The organism is Streptomyces sp. NPDC017936 (genome assembly GCF_044328485.1).
Classification (GTDB): Bacteria; Actinomycetota; Actinomycetes; order Streptomycetales; family Streptomycetaceae; genus Streptomyces.
On the sequence record NZ_JBIRHK010000001.1, the window covers coordinates 92,353 to 111,191 of the forward strand.

Consider the following 18,839-nt stretch of genomic DNA (forward strand, 5'->3'; position numbering starts at 1 on the left):
GCCGTCGCCGTCGGGACGGGCACGCCGGGGGCGGGTGCGGCAGGGTGGCCGGCCGAGGCAGGTGGGGCAGAGGTCCTCGTCGGGGGCGGTCGGCCGCGCGGCCCGGCCCGGCCGGCACGCCCGTCTGCCCGTGCAGCCACACCGGCACGGACGTCCCGTGGCCACCCTCAGGCCTCAAAGACCTGTTCCGTCCAGATCGTCTTGCCTTCGGGTGTGTACCTGCTCCCCCACCGGTGCGCCAACTGCGCGACGAGGAACAGGCCCCGTCCGCCCTCGTCGGAGAGACGAGCTCGGCGCAGGTAGGGCTGGGACTGGCTCGGGTCGGAGACCTCGCAGACCAGGCGCTGCTCCTTGGTCAGACGCAGTCCGATGGGCCCGCCGGCGTAGCGGACGGCGTTGGTGACCAGTTCGCTGACCAGGAGCTCGGTGATCAGGGAAAGTTCTCCCAGTCCCCAACTCGCCATCTGAGTGGCGGCGAGGCTGCGGGCGTGGGCGACCATGGCGGGGTCGGCGGGCAGTTGCCAGAAGGCCGTGTGCTCGGGCGGCACCTGGCCGACGCGGGCCAGGAGGACGGCGATGTCCTCCTCGTGAGGCTCCTGGCTGAAGCAGGCCAGGGCCCGGTCCGCGACCTCGGTGAGGGGCTGCCCGGTCCGCGCGGCGACCCGGGCAGCGGCATGCAGCTCGCGCAGGCGGCGTGAGGTTTTCCCTCGCGGGGAGGGCGGGCCGGTGTGCAGGGCGAGCACATCGCCGGGCCGGAGGTGCAGTTCCACCGGCTCGAACGGCTCGGTCCCGGTGCCCAGCGGCGGTCCTGGTCGTAGCTCCACCTCCTCCGCCATGCCACGCTGTCTCCTGGCCAGGACGGGAGGCGGGTGCCCGGCGCTGGCGACGAGACACCGGCCGGTGACGGGGTCGTAGGAGGCGTACAGGCAGGTCGCGCCCCTCAGGGAACCGGCCACCGACACCGGGCGGGGCGACTCGTCCTCGGTGATGCGGGTGACCAGGTCGTCCAGGTGGGCCAGCAGTTCCTCGGGCGGCGGGTCCAGATCCGCCAGGGTCTGCACGGCCGAGCGCAGCCGGCCCATGGCGCCGGCCGCGTTCACGCCATGCCCTGCGGCCCTTCCGACCACGAAGGCCGCACGGGCTCCCGACAGCCGGATCACGTCGTACCAGCTGCCGCCGATCCCGGCCGCGGTGCTCGCCGGTGCGTACGTCCCGGAGGTCTCCGCCGCGGTCAGGCGCACCGCCGGGGGCGGCAGCAGGCTGCGTTGGAGGGCTTCGGCCGTGCGCCGCTCCCGGGTGTAACGGCGCGCGTTGTCCAGGCTCAGGGACAACCGGGAGCCGATCAAGTCGGTGAACGCGGCGTCGGCCCGGTCGAACGGGGTCCGCTCGGCGCAGCGCCACAGGGCGACGGCGCCCAGCACGGTTCCGCGCGCCTGGAGCGGGAAGACCAGCAGGGACGTGGCGCCCGACGGCAGCATCAGCCGACGACGGTCGGGATCGCCGCCCAGTTCGCCGTGCAGGTGGGCGAGGTCCGGCAGGATTCCCGCGGTGCCCCGGCGCAGGTGCTCCGCCTCGACGTCACCGAGCAGGACGGTCTCTCCCAGTCCGTGGATCTCCTCGGGCCACGGGCCCTCCGCGGCGGCGACGGCGACCCGCCGCATCGGTGTGCCCGGAAGGTACTCGCCGAGCTCCCGCCCGTCCAACGCGTCCTCGGTGAGGTCCACCGCCCCCAGGTCGGCGAAGACCGGCACCAGGAGATCGACGAGTTCCTTGGTGTTGCGCACGACGTCCAGTGAACCGCCGATGCGTACTGCCGCCGCGTGCAGCAGGTTCAGCCGCTGCTGCACCCGTGGATCGGTCACCTCCAGTCCCCCGCCGACCAGCGTCACCCGCATCCCGAACACGTCCTCGAACTCTGATGTCGCCGCGGGGACCAGCCAGACGAGGAACCGTCCCTGGCTGCCCTCGGCGAGCGCCGACACGTTCACGTCCGCGTCCACCTGCCCGCCGCCGGGCCTGCGCAGCAGCGCGCGCCCGCCGCTGCACCGGCTGCGGTCGGCTGCCTCCTCCAACGCCGCCCACACGGAGGGCTCGCTGAAGAGCGACGCCAGGTTGCGCCCGAGCAGCTCCCCGGTCGAACCGCCCAGCAGCTCCAGGGCGGGCCGAGTGCACGCCAGGACCGTCCCGGCCGCGTCCACCATCAGCTCGGCGGGCTGACCCCAGGGGCCGCCTGTCATCGGCTCGGCCGACTGCCCGTAGTCCGCCGACCCGCTCGGGTACCGCTCGTCACGGCCGGTCATTGGCCTCCCCTGACACCGTGAGCCCTGTGCGCTTCATTTCTCAGGAGAAGACCCGGCCGTCGTCGCCGCAACTTCGCCCCGGGCGAGGCAGCGGCACGACGCAAGCCCGCTGCGGGGCAGCGGCCGGTCGCGTACGTCTGCGCCCGCACCTTCCGCTGCGGCGTGAGCACGTCCTCCTGCTGGGGCTGCAGCCGGCGATCAGGCTCCTGCCCGCGAGGCACGGGGACCGGGCCGGTGCCGCCGTGGCCTTCCCCGGCCCGGAGCCGTCGTCCCCTGGTCGGTGCTCGGCGCCGAGGTGGACGGAGGCGTCCTCGACCTGCACCCCGACGACCAGGTGCAACTACTCGTCCAGGCGGACGGCGGCACCGACCCGGACGCGCCCCTGCCGTCCTGCCTCGTCACCGACGACGACTTCCAGGTGCGTCCGTCCTACGCCAGGGTTCTCGACCATCCGGACCTGGAGGTGTGCAGAGGAGGATGCCGGGTCGTCGACCACGGTCAGGCCGGCGTCGTGACCTGCTGCTGTGCGGGTCGAGACGGGGAGGGGCGCGGACGGTCATGGGAGGGGTTGTCGGCGAGGACATCGGCCTGGTCGTCGGCGGTGTCGTCGCTTTGCGGCCGTGGTCGAGCCCACCTGGCCGGTGGTCTGGTCGGGGCCGGCTGCTGCCCTGATCCGTACGCGCGGCTCCCGTGAGGGGCGCCGCCCTGCACGGAAGGCGGAGCAGCCGGCCATCACCTATAGTGGCGATCGAGTGACACTAGGTGAAGGGATGTCTTCCGATGCCTGTGACCGTATACGCCGACGTCGACCACAAGGGCGAGAGCGCCACGCTCGACGCGGGACGCCACAAGCTCGACCAGGCCATGAACGACTGCATCTCCTCCGTCCGCGTACCTTCCGGGTGAAAGGTGACGCCCTACGAGCACGCGGACTTCACCGGGGAGCAGGTCACCCTGGAAGCCGACACCCCGAAGGTGGAAGGCGTCCTCCACGACAAGGCGTCCTCGATCGTCGTCGCCGAGACGGATGAGGAGCCCGCGTTCGTCTTCTCCGCGGAAAGCGGCGACAACTGGTTCCACTTCGAGGACGGGACGACGAGCTCCTGACCCGGCCGCCCCGCGAGACAGACCGGGAGCGCAGCCGTCCTGACCGTAGGTCCGACATCACCCGACGGTCACCCCCCGCCTGATGCACACTCGCACCCCCTTTGAGACAACCGTGAGCGCACGGCGTACGCCCCTCCGGTGCCGGTAAGGGAGGCCGAGCCCGGCCGGTCCCCCGGAGGGCGGACAACGCGGCGCCCCGACACCCACCGCCTCAACGGCGTGGACCGAACAGCAGACGAAGCCCGCGCCGGGTCTGACTGCCGACGACGCCGCGCCCGCCGCACGACAGGCAGCCAGTCGTCGTGGCCCGACCGTCGAACTCGACGGCCGGCGGACCGGCCCCCTTTCCCACGGCACCCGCAGCAGCGATGCCCGGCCGACGCCTCGGGCACCGCTGTCCTCCCGGCCCGCGCGTCCAGGCCGACGCTTCCCGTTCAGCGCGCCGGAAGTGCGTGATGTCCAACCGGCTCAGCCGTGATGGCAGAGCAGCCCGGATTCGCTGAGGGCGGGGATGCACTCGGCATCTTTGCCGGCCCGCCCACCCCTCTTCTCTCCTGAAGGAGCACCGTCATGTCCGAACGCAACACCCTCATCCGCAGCCTGCACGACGCGGGGCTGGCAGCCTGGTTCGGCGGCTCGCTCATGGGCGCGATCGGCCTCAACGGCGCGGCCCAGGACGAAGGCGGAACGGAAGCGACCAGAGACCGGATCTCCTCCTCGGGATGGGCGAAGTGGGCGCCGGTCAACGCGGCCGCGATCGGCGCGCACCTGTTCGGCGGTGGTGGGCTGCTCGCGGTGAACGCGCACCGTGTGGCCACCCAGCAGGGCGTGGCCGCCTCCACCACGGCCAAGACCGTCGTCACCGCCGCGGCCCTGGCTGCCACCGCCTACGCTCGCGTTCTGGGCAAGAAGGTCGAGCTGGCCTCCTCATCCGACCCCGATGACGTCGAGCAGGCGCAGAAGCACCCCATCGACCTGGACAAGGCACGCCGGCAGCTGGCGTACGCGCAGTGGGCGGTACCGGCGCTGACCGGATGCCTGGTGGTGCTCAACGCCCTGCACGGCGAACAGCAGCGCCCGGTCGAGCAGATTCCCGGCATGTGGGAACGGGCCCGCTCAGCGGCCCACTTCACGTCGTGACAGTGCGCCGGCCCGATCTGGTGCGGCCCTCGGCCGTGGCCTGCGCACGCGTGATGCGCGCAGGGGCCGATGCGACGTGCCTCCGACGACGGGGGCACTCCGGGAAGGCCGTGGCGGACCAGGCGGCCGGGCCGGCCTCCGAGCTCGAAAAGGGGAGTTCCCATGTCCACACACGCACGTGCCCCTCGTACGGCCCGAACAGCGGTCCAGCAGGCCGCCCTGATCGTGGGAGTGGTCTTTCTCCTGGTCGGTGTTCTCGGCTTCGTCCCGGGCATCACCACGAACTACGAGACCATGGAGTTCGCTGCTCACCATTCCGACGCCAAGCTCCTCGGGATCTTCCAGGTATCCGTCCTGCACAACCTCGTGCATCTGGCCTTCGGTCTCGCCGGCCTGGCACTGGCACGCACCGCCTCGCAAGCGCGGCTCTACCTCCTCGCCGGCGGCGCCGTCTACCTGGTCCTGTGGCTGTACGGTCTGATCATCGACTACGACAGCGCCGCGAACTTCGTCCCCGTCAACACCGCCGACAACTGGCTCCACCTGCTGCTCGGCCTCGGGATGATCGCACTGGGCGCCCTGCTCACCCGCAGGCGCAACGGGGTACGGACCGCTGTGTGAACGGCGAAGACACGTGAACACCCGCACCCACCGGCCACGGATGCGGCCGCCCGGCGACGACGTCGGCTCCTGCCGGTACGGCCTGTCGTTCATACGCCCCCCTCCGGATCGTCGGCTGCGGCACGAACCCGTACTGCTTCCGACCCTCGGTCACCGGCTCTCGCGCAGACGGCCGGAGAGGTCCTCGAGCAGGTAGGCGAGTGTCTCGGCGCCTTGGAGCAAGGCTTGTACCTCCACCTTCTCGTCGGAGTCGTGCCAGTGGTCCTCGGGCAGGCCGGTGCCGTAGAGCAGCACGGGCGCGTCAACGGTTTCGGCGAGGAGGGCGGCCGGCGCTCCGCCGCCGTTGCGTATGCGCAGTGCCGGGCGTCGCAGGGTGCGGCTCATGGCTGCCTCGAGTGCGGACAGCGCCGGATGGTCGGCCGGGGTGGCGTAGGGGTCCTGGTTGGTGTTCGAGGTGCTCAGCTCGTACTCGAAGCCGTCCCTGATCGTCTCCGCCACCCACTTCCGCAGCTGCTCCATGACGTTGTCGGCGCTCTGGTCGGGTACCAGGCGCAGGGTGATGTCGGCGGAGGCGACGGCCGGGACGACGCCGCGGGCGGGATCGTCGGGGTCGCCGCCGAGCAGGGTGACGACCTCGGCGGCGGGCCGGGTCCAGACCCGTTCCAGGACGCTGTGACCGGCCTCGCCCTGGATGCTGCGGCTGCGGGTGCGTTCCAGCCAGTTGTCGGTGATGAAGCGGATCTCCTCCATGCCGCGGCGATCCTCCGGGGACGGCTGCGCGACCGTGTCGTAGAAACCGGGCAGGGTGATCCGGTCCTGGTCGTCGTGGAGCAGGCCGAGCAGGCGGCAGGTCTCCGTCAGGGGGTTGGGGGCCGCGCCGGCGACGACACCGCTGTGGATGTCCCGGCGCGGTCCGCGGATCTGCAGATGGGCGTTGACCGAGCCCCGCACACCGGTGCAGACCGCGGCTTCCTGCAGCGACCAGAGCATGGTGTCCGAGACGATCACGACGTCGGCGGCGAGCCGGTCGGCGCGCTCGCGCACCAGGTCGGCCAGGTGCGGGGAACCGACCTCCTCCTCCCCCTCGATCAGGTACTTGAGCGTGACGGCGGGCGCGCTGCGACCGGTGGCCTCCAGATGGGCGCGCAGGGCCCAGACGTGGGCCAGCACCTGCCCCTTGGCGTCCGAGGCGCCGCGCCCGTACATCCGGCCCTGCCTCAGCGCCGGCGCGAAGGGCGCCACCTCCTGCCACTCCTGGTCCTTGGCGGCGCGGACGTCGTGATGGCTGTAGACCAGGACGGTGGGCGCGTCCGGGTCCTCGGCCGGCCAGCAGGCGAACACGGTCTGCAGACCGTGGGTGTCCCACTCCTCCACCTCGGTGAAGCCGGTTTCCAGCAGGTGGGCCTGGAGCCAGCGCGCCGAGCGGGTCACATCCCGCTCGTGCGCCGGGTCGGCGGACACCGACGGAATGCGCACCCACGCGGCCAGGTCGTCCAGCAGCGGACCGACCCGGTCGTACGGATAGTCGTGAACAGCGGGGTCGGGTTCCTGCATCACAAGCTTCCTTCGCCGGCTGCGGGCCTGTCGGTCCGGGCCTGGGAGGAGGGGGACAGTGCCTCCAGGCGGTTGCGCAGGGCGTCCCGCAGATCGTCCAGTCCCGCGCCCGTGCGGGCGGACACGGCGAGGGCGTCCGGGTGGAGCCGTCGCAGGATGCTCATCTGCTCGGGTTCGGCGAGGTCCGCCTTGTTCAGCACCAGCAGTTCCGGCACGTCCTGCGCCCCGATGTCCCGCAGTACCGCGCGGACGGTGACGATGTGCTCCGCGGCCTGCGGGGCGGAGGCGTCGACGACGTGCAGGGCCAGGTCCGCCCGCGTGACCTCCTCCAGCGTCGAGCGGAAGGCGTCGACGAGCTGGTGGGGAAGGCGGCGGACGAATCCGACGGTGTCGGTGAGGGTGTAGGTCCGTCCCTCCGGGGTGCGGGCCTGGCGCACGAGCGGGTCCAGGGTGGCGAAGAGGACGTCGGCGACCTCGGCGTCCGCGCCCGCCAGACGGTTCAGCAGAGCCGACTTGCCGGCATTGGTGTACCCGGTGATCGCCACGGACGGGACGCGGTCCCGCACCCGGCGCTGCCGGGTCACCTCCCGGCGGCGGGCCGTGCGGCGCACCTGTTCACGCAGGGTCCGCATCCGTCGGCGCAGATGGCGCCGCTGGATCTCCAGCCGCATCTCGCCGCGCCCGCGCACGCCGACCCCCGCACCGCCGGCCATGCGGCCGCCACCGATCCGCGACATCTCCCGGCCGTGGCCGCGCAGTCGCGGCAGTTCGTAGGTGAGCCGGGCCAGCTCCACCTGCGCCTTGCCCTCGGAGCTGCGGGCATGCTCGGCGAAGATGTCCAGGATCAGCCCCGTGCGGTCCACCACCCGGACCCCGGTGCCGTCCTCCAGGCCGCGCACCTGCGCCGGGGTGAGTTCACTGTCGGCGATCACGAGGTCCGTCTGCCGGGTTTCGACCAGCTCCGCGAGTTCACGGACCTTGCCCGAACCCACGTACGTCACCGGGTCCGGGCGGTTCCGCGCCTGCACCACCCGGTCCGTCACGTCGATCCCGTCGGTCGCGGCCAGACGCTCCAGCTCGTCCAAGGAGTCCGCCGCGGAGTCCGGACCGTCCAGGTCGGTGAGTCCGAGCAGAACCGCCCGCCAGTGTCGGGGTCCCGCGTCGACCACGTTCGTCGCTGCCGCGGACCGCGCACCTGTCAACCACGTGCCTGGCACGATCGCCTCCGCTCCTGCCGAAGGACATGCGCTCCGGGCCGGCATTCGGCATCTCGACGAGGGGTCGACCCTTGGCTTCGCGAGGGTCTCCGCGCGGCCGGAGGCCAGACGTCCCGGGTACCCCTCAGCCGTCGTGCATGCCTCAGCGCCGGTAGGGAATCCGGCAGCGGAAAGCCGGGAGCTCACGCCAGGGCCGACGGCGCCAGGACGGCTTCTCTGACCTGGTGAGTCTCGCCCCTGGGGACGATCGTTCGGCTGAAGCCCCACGGAGCCCCTCGCCGGGAGGCGACCGCTCTGTCTGATCACCGTATCGGCATCGCCGGGTCTTGACGTGTGCGTACCGGGGCGGTCAGCCGACGGGGCAAGAAGTCGCGGAGTCGATCCACTCGCTGACATGGCGAGGCGGCCGCCCAGATCGGCAGCCGCCTCCTTCCGGGAGGATCGCGCGCTCAGCCTCGGACGATGTTCTGGGCCTGCGGGCCCTTCGGGCCCTGCCCGATGTCGAAGGTGACGTGTTCGCCCTCGGTGAGTTCACGGTAGCCGCTGCCCTGGATCTCGGAGTAATGCGCGAAGACATCGGGGCCTCCGCCGTCCTGCGAGATGAAGCCGAAGCCCTTCTCCGCGTTGAACCACTTCACAGTGCCACTGGCCATCAGATGATCCTTCGTTCACGCCCGGAAACAGCCCATGCTCCGGGCACGCTCCGGCTCCTCGACAACAGGAGCCGCACCCGGTGTACCCCGAACCGCCCGTGTTCACCCGTCCGGACAGCGGCCTGCGCCGCCTTCTGCCCGACAGCGGCGCGGTGCAAGCGACTGGCTCGGGATGGGACGCACCGGCGGAGCGTGGGACTGCCTCCCCGTGGGGACTCGGCGTGCAGGGATGAAAGGAGTCGACATGTCCAGTCCGCATGACGACCGAGAACTGTCCCATCCGCTGGAGCAGGTCACCGGCGAGAAGGACGTACCCCCGGAAGAAGAGGAAGGTTCTACGGCTCAGGACGCTGCAGACGCCGACCGGCAGGAGCCCGCCGTCTCGGATGCCGAGGAACCGTCCTCCACGGAGGATTCGACATGACGGTTTCGATCACCGAGCAGGATGCTGCCGCTCTCGGGGGCAACAGCAGCATCCTGATGCGCCAGCGTCGGGACCACGCCGAACTCGACGCGATGATGAACCGCTACATGAAGGGCGGCGTCGCCGGGGAGCTCGACGGTCTGTGGCAGGACATCGTGCAATTGGTGTTCAGTCACGCGTTCGCCGAGGAGACCGTGCTGTGGCCGGTGCTGCGTCGTGTCTGTGCTGACGGTGAGCAGCTGACGACGCGGGTCGAGCAGGAGCATCAGGCGATCAATGACCTTGTCGCGCAGATCGAGCGAACCCCGGAGGATTCCCGGCGTGAGGAGTGGATCCGGCAGGCGTTCGCCCTGATCTCGCAGGACATCCGCGATGAGGAGGACGCACTGCTGCCCTGCCTGCGGGACACTCTCGGCGATCGGCAACTGCGCCGGATCGGTGCTGCGTGGGAAGCGGCACGGGCCACCGCGCCCACGCACCCGCATCCAGCCGTGTCGCGGCGCCCGCCCGGCAACGTGCTGAGCGGCCTGCCGCTCAGCGTCTTCGACCGGTTGCGTGACCTCGGTCCCACGACGAGCGTGACCGCACGCCGCGCCGTCCTGGGCCTCGGCAGTCTCACCGCGGCCGCCTTCGTGATCATGTTCGCGCGCAGGGCCGTCCGGCGACACGAGCACGCCTGAAAGCGCAGGAAGCCTGTGATGCCGCACAGCACCTCCTGCTACGCCTCGATCCAGTCATCGTCTCCGGACCCGATCGCCCGGCGAAGGGCCCTGCAGCAGGGGGCCGTCACCATGGCCCTGGCGCCGCCCTCCGCCGAGCACGGCCACGTCGTCGGGTGCGTGACGGTCCGATGGTGCGTCGCGGCATACGGCCCGCAGTCCGGGGCTGTGGTCACCTCATCGTCCCCGCCGTCCGCACGTCCACCGCCCAGGCCGACCCCTGGTTCCTAGGACCGGTACTGATCCAGATTTTCCTGTTCCCGCACGGACTTCATCGCCTGGCTCCAGGAGACCAACTGGTCGAGCATCGTGGTGAGAGGCTGCTCGTGGTGGGAGGAAGGCCGGAAGGTCGAGAAGTTCTCGAAGTCGGTGAACAGCGACAGCGCCACCTGGCTGCGCACGGTCGCCACCTGGAGCTCGGCCATGACCAGGCGCAGCTGTTCGACCGCGCGGGTGCCGCCGGCGCTGCCGTAGCCGACGAACCCGGCAGCCTTGTTGTTCCACTCGGCGTACACATAGTCCAGGGCGTTCTTCAGTGCTCCCGACGGGCCGTGGTTGTACTCCGGGGTGACGAACACGTATCCGTCGAACTCGGCGATCTTCGCGGCCCACCGCCGGGTGTGGTCATTGCTGTACTGGCCCATCGAGGGCGGCACCGGCTCGTCGAGCAGCGGCAGATCGTAATCCGCGATGTCGACCATCTCGAACCGGGCGTCCCTGCGTTTGGCGGCCGCGTCGTGGACCCATCGGGCGACCGCCTCCCCGTTGCGGCCGGGCCGGGTGCTCCCCAGAACAATCGCGATCTTGGTCATGCCGTGCTCCGTCTCCGTGCGGACTGCCGACGCCCCTCACCCGTCAGCTTATGAAATAAAACCCGAAAAGTAACTTAATGCATACTTTCGATTTCTGTTCGCATTGATGGGGGCCCACGACAGCAGGGCCGTCGTGTTCACCGGGACGGCCCGAAATTCCCTGGTCGTCCCGCCCCTCGCCCTGACCTTGCCCGACAACCTCGCGGTCGCCGCCATCACGACGGCCCGGCGGCAGGGCCTGCACAAGGGTCTGCGGCCGTGCCGGGCCGGCGGGCCCCGGGGGGACGGGGGCCGGGCGGCCGCCCCGAACCCCCCTTGCCTTTCGCGTCAGACCACCGAAGCGCTAGGGTCCGGGTGCAGCGAGGTGATCCAGGAGGAGTTGCAGACATGGTCGGTCGTCCGAGCGCGCGTTGACGTCGTAGGCCGTGATCGGCCTGTCATCGCGTGCTGCCCTTGATGTTGCGGCACCGCGAGCCTTCCCCTGCCCGGATCGCAGGCGCACCTGGTGCGCCGGGTGACGGGCTCTCGTCGTCGTCCGTCCAAGGGATCTCCGTGTCGTCCCCTTCCTCCGCCGCATCCGATTCCACTCGGTCCGTTCCGCCGCGTCTGTGGCGGGATCGCGACTTCCGCAGACTGTGGGTGGGTCAGACGGCCTCCCAACTCGGCGAACACACCGCTCTGATCGTTCTCCCGCTCTTCGCCGTCCTGGTGCTCGGCGCCGGCGCCGGCGAGTTGGGCGTCCTTCGCGCGGTGGGACAGGCGCCGGTCCTGGTGTTCTCGCTCTTCGTCGGCGCGTGGGTGGACCGGTGGCGGACCCGCACGGTCATGGTGGTGACGGACGCAGGCCGGACCCTGGTGCTGGGCGCCGCCGCTGTGGCCGGTCTCCTCGGTCTGCTCGGTCTGCCCGCGCTGCTCGTGGTCGCCTTCGCCGCCGGGGCGCTGTCCGTGTTCTTCGACGTGGCGTACCAGGCGTCTCTCGTACGGCTGGTGCGACGCGATCAGCTGCTGCGGGGCAACAGCGCGCTCGAGGGCAGCCGGTCCGCGGCGCAGATCGGCGGACCCGCCCTCGGTGGTGCGTTGGTGTCCGTCCTGTCGGCGCCGATCGCCGCTGCCTGCGGCGCGGTGTTCTTCGCGCTGTCGTTCCTGTCGGTCCGACGGATCCGTCGGACCGAGACGGTCCCGGAACGTCCCGAACGTCGTCCTCGGGTGTGGCGACGGATCCACGAGGGCCTTCGCTTCGTCGTCGGCGACGCCCCGCTGCGGACCGTGTGCCTCGCCTCGGCCGCCTTCCAGTTCTCCTTCGCCGCCATGATGACGGTCTATCTGCTCTTCCTGCCGCGGGAACTGCACCTGTCGGGCACCGCCGTCGGGCTGGTGCTCGCGGCGACGGGACCGGGCGCGCTCCTGGGGTCGATGCTGGCCGCCCGCCTGCCGGGCCGGTTCGGTCATGGCGCGGTGCTCGTGGGCGCGGCGGCACTCGGTGACGGCGTGTTCCTGTGCGTGCCCGCGCTGCGCGGCTCCTCGGCGGTGACGGTCTCCGCGCTCCTTGCGATCGCCTTCCTGTTCGGGACCGCCGGCCAGTTGGTGAACGTCACGGTCATGGCCGTTCGGCAGGCCGTCACTCCGGACGGGATGCAGGGGCGCGTGGCCGCGACGATATCGTTCGTCGGCATGGGGACGGCCCCGCTCGGCTCCCTGCTCGGCGGGTGTCTCGCGGGGGAATGGGGATTGCGCACCAGTCTCCTGGTGACGGCCGCGGGCATGCTGTCGTCACCGGTGGTGATGGCCTTGTCCCCGCTCGCGCGCCTGGGGCGGACGCTTCCGGCCGCGCAGAACGGGCCTGTGCCGGCCGGCCGCTCCGAGGTCCACGCGTGCGGCCTGTGCCGCTCGAGAAGTCGTCGTCGCAGGTGAGAGTGGTGTGGTGCGACCGCCGGGAGTGTGCCCGCGTGGCCGTGTCCCTTGCTGTGCGGGGTGGTCCGGGGTTGCTGTCCGTCCCGTCGGTGCTGCCGCGTCGTGGAACCACCGAGCCGCGGAGCCGCTCGTGCCGCGGCACGAGAACGCGGCCCTGCGCCGGCAGCGGCCAGGAGCTGGAGCAGCAGCAGAGCGATCGGTGCTCCGCAGGAGAGCCGGCGCAGTCCGCTCACGGTGGTGTCGGCCACGTGGCCGGGATCGAAGGCGGTCATGGCGAGGACGCCGGCGACCACCGCGCCGCCCCACGCGGTGCCGAGTTTCGTGGCCAGGGACTGGGCGGCGTTCAGCAGCCCGGTGGCGCGGTCGCCGAACTTCCCCTCGTGGTAGTCCACCGCGTCCGCGACGAGGGCGAAGCTCGACGTGAGGCTGAGGCTGATGACGAGGCAGGCGCACACGTAGACGGTGATCAGGAGCGGGAGGACCGGTCCGGTGAAGGGCATGACGAGGTACGGCAGCGCTCCCGCGGCCAGGGCCAGGACGTTGCCGCGCCGCTTGCCCAGGCGGGCGAAGTGGCGGGGGGCGGCCAGTGAGCCGACGAGGAGGGAGCCGGAGATCAGCGGGAGCAGGACGGAGATCGTCCACGGTGCTTCGAGGACGTACAGGAAGAAGTAGACGGTGACGGTGGTGAGCAGGCCGAGACGGGTGGAGTCGACCACCATGAACAGGGCGGCGAGCACCCGGGGGCCGTTGCGCAGGCCCTGCTTGACCGTGGTCCAGGCCCCGGTGACGGTTTTGCCCGCCGCCTCCTGCGCGGGCAGGTCGCGGTAGTGCTCGGTGGTGGTGCGGAAGGCGACGAGGAAGAAGACGGTGCCGGCGGCTCCGACCACGGGATCGGCGATCGCGTCGAGGACGCGGGCCACCAGCATGAGGGTGCCGGCGACGGCGGCCGAGATCGCGGCGACGTTCGTGCAGAAGTACAGCAGGAAGCTGCCGGTGAAGTTCCAGGAGAGGTCGGAGGCGAGGTCGCCGAGGCCGAAACCCAGCTTCTCGCTGCGGGTCAGCGGCCGCCGGCTTCGCGACGCGGTGGGCAGCGCGATGGCACCTGGCGGGTGCGTGCGGACACATCAACTCCGCCAGTGACCCGGGCCCGTGGCCGGACGGCCGTGACCTCCTGGACTCGCTGACCCGGCCGTGATCGAAGGACCGTGCCTCGACACGCCGTCGGCGTCGTCCGTCCCGGTGAACCGCGTGCGGCAGGTGCGGTCGAGGCGCGCGGCCGCTTCACGGGGCCGCGCGAGTCGCCGACACTCGCCCCTGTCCTTCGCGTGCCCGGTGCCTCAGCCGCGCACCGCGCCGGTCGGTCCCGGAATTCCCCAGGCCGCGGCGAGTCGGGAGGGGCGCAGGTTCCGGCCGTTGCCGTAGAGCTCGCAGAACTTCATGATCAGCGGATCCCACCGGTCGGCGTCGATGTGGCGCCGGTTCTCCGGCACCAGAAGGTCTTCCTCGACGTGCACCCGTACGACCTGGGTCTCGACGGCCACGAGCCCCGAGTCCTCGCCCTCGAAGGGATGGGTACGGGTCACCCGGGCCTCGAGCTGGATGGGGGATTCGGCCACCCGCGGCGCACGGACCACCTGGGAGGGCACCGGCGACAGTCCGGCCGCGGCGAACTTGTCGGGCTCGTACCGGTAGCCCTTGTCCCTCTTGTGTTCGGGTACGACCGGGGTGCCGGTCAGCAGGGCCATACGGTCGACCGCGCCGGCCAGCGCGGACGAGGTCAGGTTGAGCACGCACTCTCCGGTGCGGGCCAGGTTCTCGGTCGTCCTGGACGTCCGGTCCAGGCCGAGCATGCACGACTGCCCCACCCACCAGGCGGACGACATCGGCGCGAGATTCGCGGAGCCGTCCTCGTTGCAGGTGCTCACCAGGACCACGGGGGTGCCGAAGTACAGGACCCTCGGTTCGATCGTGCGGTGCATGGAGATGCGTTCCTTCTCGCGGTAGCGGATCGTGGACAGGCCTGCGGGGACATCCGGAAGACACTGCTGACCCACTGTCTTCACCCCGGCGCTGCGACGCTCGCGGAAATCAGACACCGACTTCGAGGCCCAGGCGGGTGTGAGCGGGCGACAGGTACGCCTGTTGCAGGATCTCGTCGCCGGGGTGCGCCTGCGCGGTGGCCGGCACCGCACGTGGAAACGACGTCGGTGCCGCGGGCCCCGGCTGCCTGGAGTCCGGCCGTGAGAGATCTTCGCCTGTTGCCCAAGGCTCACCTGCACACCCACCTGGAAAGCACCAGCCGGCACGCCACGATCCGCGAGCTGGGAGGCGAGCCGCCCCTCCAGGACCGGCCGTTCACCGGCTTCAGGGAGTTCGCCGACCAGCGGGCCACGGTGCGCGCGCTGCTGCGCGACCGTCGGCACTTCCGTCGCATCGCCGAGGAGTTCTGCCAGGACGAGGCGGCCCAGGGCGTCCGCTACGCGGAGGTCACCTTCACCGCGGCGGCTCACGGCGAGCGCCTCGGCGACCCGGACATGCCGCTGGAAGCGGTGCTGGAGGGACTGGCCGTCGGCGCGGAGCGGCACGGCATCCACACCCGGGTGATCCTGGACCACTCGCGCCGCCGCTCCGTCGACCGGCTGTGGCGCAGCTTCGAGCTGGCCACCCGGTACCCGCAGGTGATCGCCGTCGGCCTCGCGGGAGACGAGTCCTACCCGGCGGCGCCTTTCGCCGAGGTGCTCCGGGCCGCCCGCGAGGCGGGGCTGCACCTGGTGCACCACGCCGGGGAGACGGCCGGCCCGGCCGGCGTCCGGGAGGCCTTGACGGTGGGGCACGCGGAACGGATAGGCCACGGCATCCGGGTGCTGGAGGATCCGGCCCTGGTGGCCGAGTTGCGCGGACGCCGGGTGCCGCTGGAGGCCTGCCCGTCCTCCGACGTCCTGCTCGGGCTGGTGCCGTCGCTGGCGGAGCATCCGTTGCCACGCCTGGTCGAGGCCGGTCTGACGGTCACCGTGAACACCGACGGGGAGACGTCGTTGGCGGCGGAGTACCAGCGCGCCCGGGAGACCTTCGGGTGCGGCGACGCAGAACTGGCGAGCCCGGCCCGCGCCTCGGTCGAGGGCAGCTTCGCCCCCGCGTGGTGGAAAGCGCAGGTCAGCGCTGAGATCGAGCAATGGCTGAGCGGGTGAGAGGTAAGACGCTGTGCTGGTGCGCCGGTGGGCCCGCGTGTGCGGCTGTCGTGCACTGGTCCACCGGCGGCCTTGAGCAGTGACCTCGGGCGACGAGGGCGGGGAGCGTCGGGTCCGGGCGAGCGGTGGCGTGCGGGGGAGGACGGCAGGCCCCTGCCGCAGGTGCGCAGCGCTCGCCGCGTGGCGCTCGGTAGGCTGATCTTGCAATTCGACGAGGGGAGTTCGGGGTGGGGCAGTCGTTGAGCATCGCGGTGGCACAGCCGAGGTGCACGGCTTTCGACGTGAAGTCCAACGCGGTGGCACACGGGGAGGCCGTCCGGGCGGCGGACGCGCGGGTGGTGGTCTTCCCCGAGATGTCGTTGACGGGATACGAGTTGGACGCCGTGCCGGTCGTTCCGGACGACGAACAGCTGGCTCCCCTCATTGCCGCGTGCGCCGACAGCGGGACGCTCGCCCTGGTCGGTGCGCCTGTGCCGGGTCCGCACATCGGCGTCCTGGCCGTGGACGGCGAGGGCGCGCGGGTGGCTTACGGGAAGGTGTACCTGCACGGCAGTGAGGCCGACCGCTTCGTGCCCGGGGAACCCGCCGTGATCGAAGTGGACGGGTGGCGGCTGGGGCTCGCCGTCTGCCGCGACACGGGTGTCCCCGAGCACGCCGCGAGGACCGCGGCGCTGGGCATCGACGGGTACGTGGCCGGGGTCGTCCACGCCGACCACGAGGCCGAGGTCCACGGCGAGCGCGCCCGCCGGGTCGCGGCCGACCACGGGGTGTGGGTCGCCACGGCCGCCTTCGCGGGTCCGACCGGCGGCGGCTTCGACCGCACGTCCGGCCGTTCGGGCATCTGGTCCGCCGACGGGAAACTGGTGGCGGAGGCGAGCGCCGCGCCCGATGAGATCGCGCGGGCGGTCCTCACCAGGTGAGTCCGAGCCGGAGCGGCGGTACGCCCACGCGGTGCAGCGGCACGCACTGGCCCCCGGGCCGGGAGCCGGGATGTCAGCCGGGTTTCCGGGCCCCGGACATGTTCCGCGGACAGGCCGAAAGCATCCGTGGGACAGGAGGGGCCGGGCCCCGGGATTCCTAAAATGCCTGCGTGATGACTGACTCGGGAAACATGGCGAACCGTCTGCGGGCCGCGCGGAGCAAGACGTTCGTGGGACGGTCCGTGGAGGTGGACCGTTTCCGCGCCGCCCTCGACGGCACCCAGGGGGTGGGCCCGGTCCTCTACGTCCACGGCCCCGGCGGTGTCGGCAAGTCGACGCTGCTGCGCCGGTTAGAGGACGAGGCGCGGCAGGCCGGCCGCCGGATCGTGTGGGTGGACGGCCGCCGGGTGACCCCGTCCCCGGCCGGGTTCGAGGCCGAGGCGGCCGAAGCCGTCACGGGCCGGGGCGTCGTCCTGTTCATCGACGGGTTCGAACAGTGCCAGGGACTGGAGGGATGGCTCCGGGACCGTTTCCTGCCCGGTCTGCGCGAGGACGCCGTCGTCGTCGTGGCCGGACGGCGACCGCCGAGCGCCGAGTGGCTGTGCGACCTGGCCTGGCACGACCTGCTGGAGGTGCTCCCGCTCGGCGTGCTGGACCCGCCCACGGCCGCCGCCCTGCTGGAGCGGCGCGGAATGGCTCCGGCCCAGCGCGAGGCGGTCCTGGCCTTCGCGGGCGGTCATCCGCTCGCGTTGAGCCTGGCGGCCTCGGTGGCGCTGGCCGGCGCCGCGGACGCCTCCGAGTGGTTCCCGGGCCCCGACGTGATCGCCTCGCTGCTCTCCGCGCTCGTGGGAGAGCTGCCCTCGCGCGACCACCGGCTGGCCCTGGAGACCGCCGCCCATGCCCTGACGACGACCGAGACCCTGCTGGGCGAGGTGATCGGGGAGGACCGGGCCGGCGAGATGTTCGCGTGGCTGCGCTCGTTGCCGTTCGCCGAGTACGGACGGCAGGGCCTGTTCCTGCACGAGCTGGTGAGCGAGGTCCTGGACCACGACTTCCGCTGGCGTGATCCGGACGGTTACGAGCAGATGCACGTCCGCACCGGCCACTACCTGCTCCAGCGGGCCAGGACCGCGTCCGAGCCCGAGGCGATGGGCGCGATCCGCGCCCTCACCTACCTCAAGCGGTACGGTCCGATGGGGACGTACTTCAAGAGGATCGACCGCGAAGGGGACGCCTACGAGGACGTCCTGCGGCCGGCGGACCACGAGCAGGCGGTCCGGATGACCCTGGAGACCGAGGGGCCGCGCTCCGCCGACATCGTCCGTTTCTGGCTCCAGGAACAGCCCGGCGCGTTCCGCATGTACCGCAGCGCCCAGACGGGCGAACTCGTCGCCTTCATGCTCTGGTTGCGGCTGACCGACCCGCAGGTGGGCATCACCCTGGACCCGGTCGTCACGCAGGCGTGGGCCCACGTCGCACAGCGGGGGCCGCTGCTGGCCGACCAGCACATGCTGATGAGCCGTTTCATGATCTACCCCGGGGCCTACGGACAGATATCGAGCGTCGGGCACCTGATGCAACTGCGCATCTGCAGTGACTGGATCCGCTCCCGCGGTCTGGCCTGGTCGTTCATCACCACCCCGGACGCCGAGCTGTGGGGACCGTTGATGCACCACCTCGGGCACGAGGAGATGTTCCGTACGCCGTGGGAGCAGGAGCGCACCTTCACCACGTTCGCCTGCGACTGGCGGGTGACGCCCCTGGAGATCTGGTTCGACCGCACCCAGCCGGGAGCCCTCGCCGAGGCCCCGGCCGCGCCGGAGCGGGACGAGGCGTCGCAGAAGGCACTGCTGAAAACGGAGTTCGACACGGCCGTACGTCAGGCGTTGCGGGATCTGCACCGGCTCGACGCCCTGCACGGCAGCGCCCTGCTCTCCAGCCGGCTGTCCGCCCGGTTCGGCTGGGCGGCTCAGCCGGACCCGGCGGAGGGGCTGCGGAGCACCCTGGTGAGCGCCATGGAGGAGCTGAAGCGGGACCCCAGGTCGGGCAAGCAGTACCGGGCCCTCGCCGCCACCTACCTGAGCCGGGCGTCCACCCAGGAGGCGGCCGCGGCACGGCTGGAGCTCCCGTACAGCACCTACCGCCGGCACCTCGCCGAAGGACACAGACGGCTGTGCGAGCTGTTGTGGCACTGGGAACTCGGCGGCAACCCCCGGTAGACGCACCCCCGTTCCCGCGAGTCGGGCGGCGCCCCGGCGCCGCCGGCGTCCGCC

The 18,839-nt window shown here is 71.6% G+C and carries 19 protein-coding genes and 1 pseudogene; 13 read left to right on the forward strand and 7 right to left on the reverse strand.

Translation table 11 applies throughout. The features are described from left to right. Nucleotides 1-167 precede the first annotated feature (167 nt). Nucleotides 168-2,300 carry a SpoIIE family protein phosphatase gene (locus ACH4F6_RS00380; protein WP_397957564.1) on the reverse strand — a complete coding sequence of 711 codons (2,133 nt, stop codon included), beginning with the start codon at nucleotides 2,298-2,300 and terminating at the stop codon, nucleotides 168-170. A gap of 280 nt (nucleotides 2,301-2,580) precedes the next feature. On the opposite strand from ACH4F6_RS00380, the gene ACH4F6_RS00385 reads away from it, so the two are divergent. From ACH4F6_RS00385 to ACH4F6_RS00405, 5 genes are all read left to right on the forward strand, one after another. Next, nucleotides 2,581-2,994 (forward strand): hypothetical protein, encoded by a 414-nt coding sequence (locus tag ACH4F6_RS00385; RefSeq protein ID WP_397957565.1) that lies wholly within the window; start codon nucleotides 2,581-2,583, stop codon nucleotides 2,992-2,994. Between the two features lie 86 nt (nucleotides 2,995-3,080). Next, nucleotides 3,081-3,206 carry a hypothetical protein gene (locus ACH4F6_RS00390; RefSeq protein WP_397957566.1) on the forward strand — a complete coding sequence of 42 codons (126 nt, stop codon included), beginning with the start codon at nucleotides 3,081-3,083 and terminating at the stop codon, nucleotides 3,204-3,206. 3 nt (nucleotides 3,207-3,209) lie between these two features. Further along, complete coding sequence (locus ACH4F6_RS00395) at nucleotides 3,210-3,407, forward strand: hypothetical protein (protein WP_397957567.1); 198 nt, start codon at nucleotides 3,210-3,212, stop codon at nucleotides 3,405-3,407. A gap of 570 nt (nucleotides 3,408-3,977) precedes the next feature. Further along, nucleotides 3,978-4,547: a hypothetical protein gene (locus tag ACH4F6_RS00400; RefSeq protein WP_397957568.1), complete on the forward strand. Its 570-nt coding sequence runs from the start codon at nucleotides 3,978-3,980 to the stop codon at nucleotides 4,545-4,547. A gap of 162 nt (nucleotides 4,548-4,709) precedes the next feature. After that, entirely contained in the window at nucleotides 4,710-5,168 is a 459-nt protein-coding gene (locus ACH4F6_RS00405) for a DUF4383 domain-containing protein (protein WP_397957569.1), read from the forward strand. 150 nt (nucleotides 5,169-5,318) lie between these two features. On the opposite strand, the gene ACH4F6_RS00410 is transcribed toward ACH4F6_RS00405, so the two are convergent. The 3 genes from ACH4F6_RS00410 to ACH4F6_RS00420 all read right to left on the reverse strand — a co-directional run bounded on the left by ACH4F6_RS00410 (nucleotide 5,319) and on the right by ACH4F6_RS00420 (nucleotide 8,592). Continuing rightward, the gene (locus tag ACH4F6_RS00410; RefSeq protein WP_397957570.1) at nucleotides 5,319-6,722 is read right to left on the reverse strand and encodes a M20/M25/M40 family metallo-hydrolase; all 1,404 of its coding nucleotides are present in this window, start codon (nucleotides 6,720-6,722) and stop codon (nucleotides 5,319-5,321) included. Then, a complete protein-coding gene (gene hflX / locus ACH4F6_RS00415; protein ID WP_397957571.1) occupies nucleotides 6,722-7,939 on the reverse strand; it encodes a GTPase HflX in 1,218 nt (405 codons plus the stop codon). Before hflX ends, ACH4F6_RS00410 begins: the two co-directional genes overlap by 1 nt. A gap of 449 nt (nucleotides 7,940-8,388) precedes the next feature. Continuing rightward, nucleotides 8,389-8,592 carry a cold-shock protein gene (locus ACH4F6_RS00420; RefSeq protein ID WP_397957572.1) on the reverse strand — a complete coding sequence of 68 codons (204 nt, stop codon included), beginning with the start codon at nucleotides 8,590-8,592 and terminating at the stop codon, nucleotides 8,389-8,391. 244 nt (nucleotides 8,593-8,836) lie between these two features. Between ACH4F6_RS00420 and ACH4F6_RS00425 the strand changes: the two genes are divergently transcribed. Together ACH4F6_RS00425 and ACH4F6_RS00430 are read left to right on the forward strand one after the other, a co-directional pair. Next, nucleotides 8,837-9,016: a hypothetical protein gene (locus tag ACH4F6_RS00425; protein WP_397957573.1), complete on the forward strand. Its 180-nt coding sequence runs from the start codon at nucleotides 8,837-8,839 to the stop codon at nucleotides 9,014-9,016. Continuing rightward, nucleotides 9,013-9,696, forward strand: a complete 684-nt coding sequence (locus ACH4F6_RS00430; RefSeq protein ID WP_397957574.1) for a hemerythrin domain-containing protein — start codon at nucleotides 9,013-9,015, stop codon at nucleotides 9,694-9,696. The genes ACH4F6_RS00425 and ACH4F6_RS00430 overlap by 4 nt, the downstream gene beginning before the upstream one ends. 266 nt (nucleotides 9,697-9,962) lie before the next feature. Here the strand turns inward: ACH4F6_RS00430 and ACH4F6_RS00435 are convergent, their stop codons facing one another. Beyond that, nucleotides 9,963-10,547, reverse strand: a complete 585-nt coding sequence (locus ACH4F6_RS00435; RefSeq protein ID WP_397957575.1) for an NADPH-dependent FMN reductase — start codon at nucleotides 10,545-10,547, stop codon at nucleotides 9,963-9,965. Between the two features lie 552 nt (nucleotides 10,548-11,099). Here ACH4F6_RS00435 and ACH4F6_RS00440 point away from each other — a divergent pair. Further along, the gene (locus ACH4F6_RS00440; RefSeq protein WP_397957576.1) at nucleotides 11,100-12,458 is read left to right on the forward strand and encodes an MFS transporter; all 1,359 of its coding nucleotides are present in this window, start codon (nucleotides 11,100-11,102) and stop codon (nucleotides 12,456-12,458) included. A gap of 182 nt (nucleotides 12,459-12,640) precedes the next feature. Here the strand turns inward: ACH4F6_RS00440 and ACH4F6_RS00445 are convergent. Beyond that, nucleotides 12,641-13,441, reverse strand: a pseudogene (locus tag ACH4F6_RS00445) (MFS transporter); the annotation flags it as partial. Between ACH4F6_RS00445 and ACH4F6_RS00450 the strand changes: the two are divergent. Next, a complete protein-coding gene (locus ACH4F6_RS00450; protein ID WP_397957577.1) occupies nucleotides 13,383-13,598 on the forward strand; it encodes a hypothetical protein in 216 nt (71 codons plus the stop codon). The pseudogene ACH4F6_RS00445 and the gene ACH4F6_RS00450 sit on opposite strands and share 59 nt — an antisense overlap. Continuing rightward, nucleotides 13,561-13,653 carry a hypothetical protein gene (locus ACH4F6_RS00455; protein ID WP_397958187.1) on the forward strand — a complete coding sequence of 31 codons (93 nt, stop codon included), beginning with the start codon at nucleotides 13,561-13,563 and terminating at the stop codon, nucleotides 13,651-13,653. Before ACH4F6_RS00450 ends, ACH4F6_RS00455 begins: the two co-directional genes overlap by 38 nt. 142 nt (nucleotides 13,654-13,795) lie before the next feature. Here ACH4F6_RS00455 and ACH4F6_RS00460 read toward each other — a convergent pair whose 3' ends face one another. After that, a complete protein-coding gene (locus tag ACH4F6_RS00460) occupies nucleotides 13,796-14,437 on the reverse strand; it encodes a flavin reductase family protein (RefSeq protein WP_397957578.1) in 642 nt (213 codons plus the stop codon). Between the two features lie 279 nt (nucleotides 14,438-14,716). Here ACH4F6_RS00460 and ACH4F6_RS00465 point away from each other — a divergent pair, with 279 nt between their 5' ends. From ACH4F6_RS00465 to ACH4F6_RS00475, 3 genes are all read left to right on the forward strand, one after another. After that, nucleotides 14,717-15,646: an adenosine deaminase gene (locus tag ACH4F6_RS00465; protein WP_397957579.1), complete on the forward strand. Its 930-nt coding sequence runs from the start codon at nucleotides 14,717-14,719 to the stop codon at nucleotides 15,644-15,646. A gap of 251 nt (nucleotides 15,647-15,897) precedes the next feature. Beyond that, entirely contained in the window at nucleotides 15,898-16,566 is a 669-nt protein-coding gene (locus ACH4F6_RS00470) for a carbon-nitrogen hydrolase family protein (protein ID WP_397957580.1), read from the forward strand. Nucleotides 16,567-16,739: 173 nt separating this feature from the next. Further along, complete coding sequence (locus ACH4F6_RS00475; protein ID WP_397957581.1) at nucleotides 16,740-18,785, forward strand: ATP-binding protein; 2,046 nt, start codon at nucleotides 16,740-16,742, stop codon at nucleotides 18,783-18,785. The last annotated feature ends 54 nt before the right edge of the window (nucleotides 18,786-18,839 follow it).

Excerpts from the sequence above, each read along its gene's own strand:
- ACH4F6_RS00420 (WP_397957572.1), bottom strand. The coding sequence starts at position 8,592 with ATGGCCAGTGGCACTGTGAAGTGGTTCAACGCGGAGAAGGGCTTCGGC.
- ACH4F6_RS00410 (WP_397957570.1), bottom strand. The coding sequence starts at position 6,722 with ATGCAGGAACCCGACCCCGCTGTTCACGACTATCCGTACGACCGGGTC.
- ACH4F6_RS00460 (WP_397957578.1), bottom strand. The coding sequence starts at position 14,437 with ATGCACCGCACGATCGAACCGAGGGTCCTGTACTTCGGCACCCCCGTG.
- ACH4F6_RS00390 (WP_397957566.1), top strand. The coding sequence starts at position 3,081 with ATGCCTGTGACCGTATACGCCGACGTCGACCACAAGGGCGAGAGCGCC.
- ACH4F6_RS00380 (WP_397957564.1), bottom strand. The coding sequence starts at position 2,300 with ATGACCGGCCGTGACGAGCGGTACCCGAGCGGGTCGGCGGACTACGGG.
- ACH4F6_RS00430 (WP_397957574.1), top strand. The coding sequence starts at position 9,013 with ATGACGGTTTCGATCACCGAGCAGGATGCTGCCGCTCTCGGGGGCAAC.
- ACH4F6_RS00425 (WP_397957573.1), top strand. The coding sequence starts at position 8,837 with ATGTCCAGTCCGCATGACGACCGAGAACTGTCCCATCCGCTGGAGCAG.
- ACH4F6_RS00435 (WP_397957575.1), bottom strand. The coding sequence starts at position 10,547 with ATGACCAAGATCGCGATTGTTCTGGGGAGCACCCGGCCCGGCCGCAAC.
- ACH4F6_RS00400 (WP_397957568.1), top strand. The coding sequence starts at position 3,978 with ATGTCCGAACGCAACACCCTCATCCGCAGCCTGCACGACGCGGGGCTG.
- ACH4F6_RS00450 (WP_397957577.1), top strand. The coding sequence starts at position 13,383 with ATGAGGGTGCCGGCGACGGCGGCCGAGATCGCGGCGACGTTCGTGCAG.
- ACH4F6_RS00475 (WP_397957581.1), top strand. The coding sequence starts at position 16,740 with ATGACTGACTCGGGAAACATGGCGAACCGTCTGCGGGCCGCGCGGAGC.
- ACH4F6_RS00405 (WP_397957569.1), top strand. The coding sequence starts at position 4,710 with ATGTCCACACACGCACGTGCCCCTCGTACGGCCCGAACAGCGGTCCAG.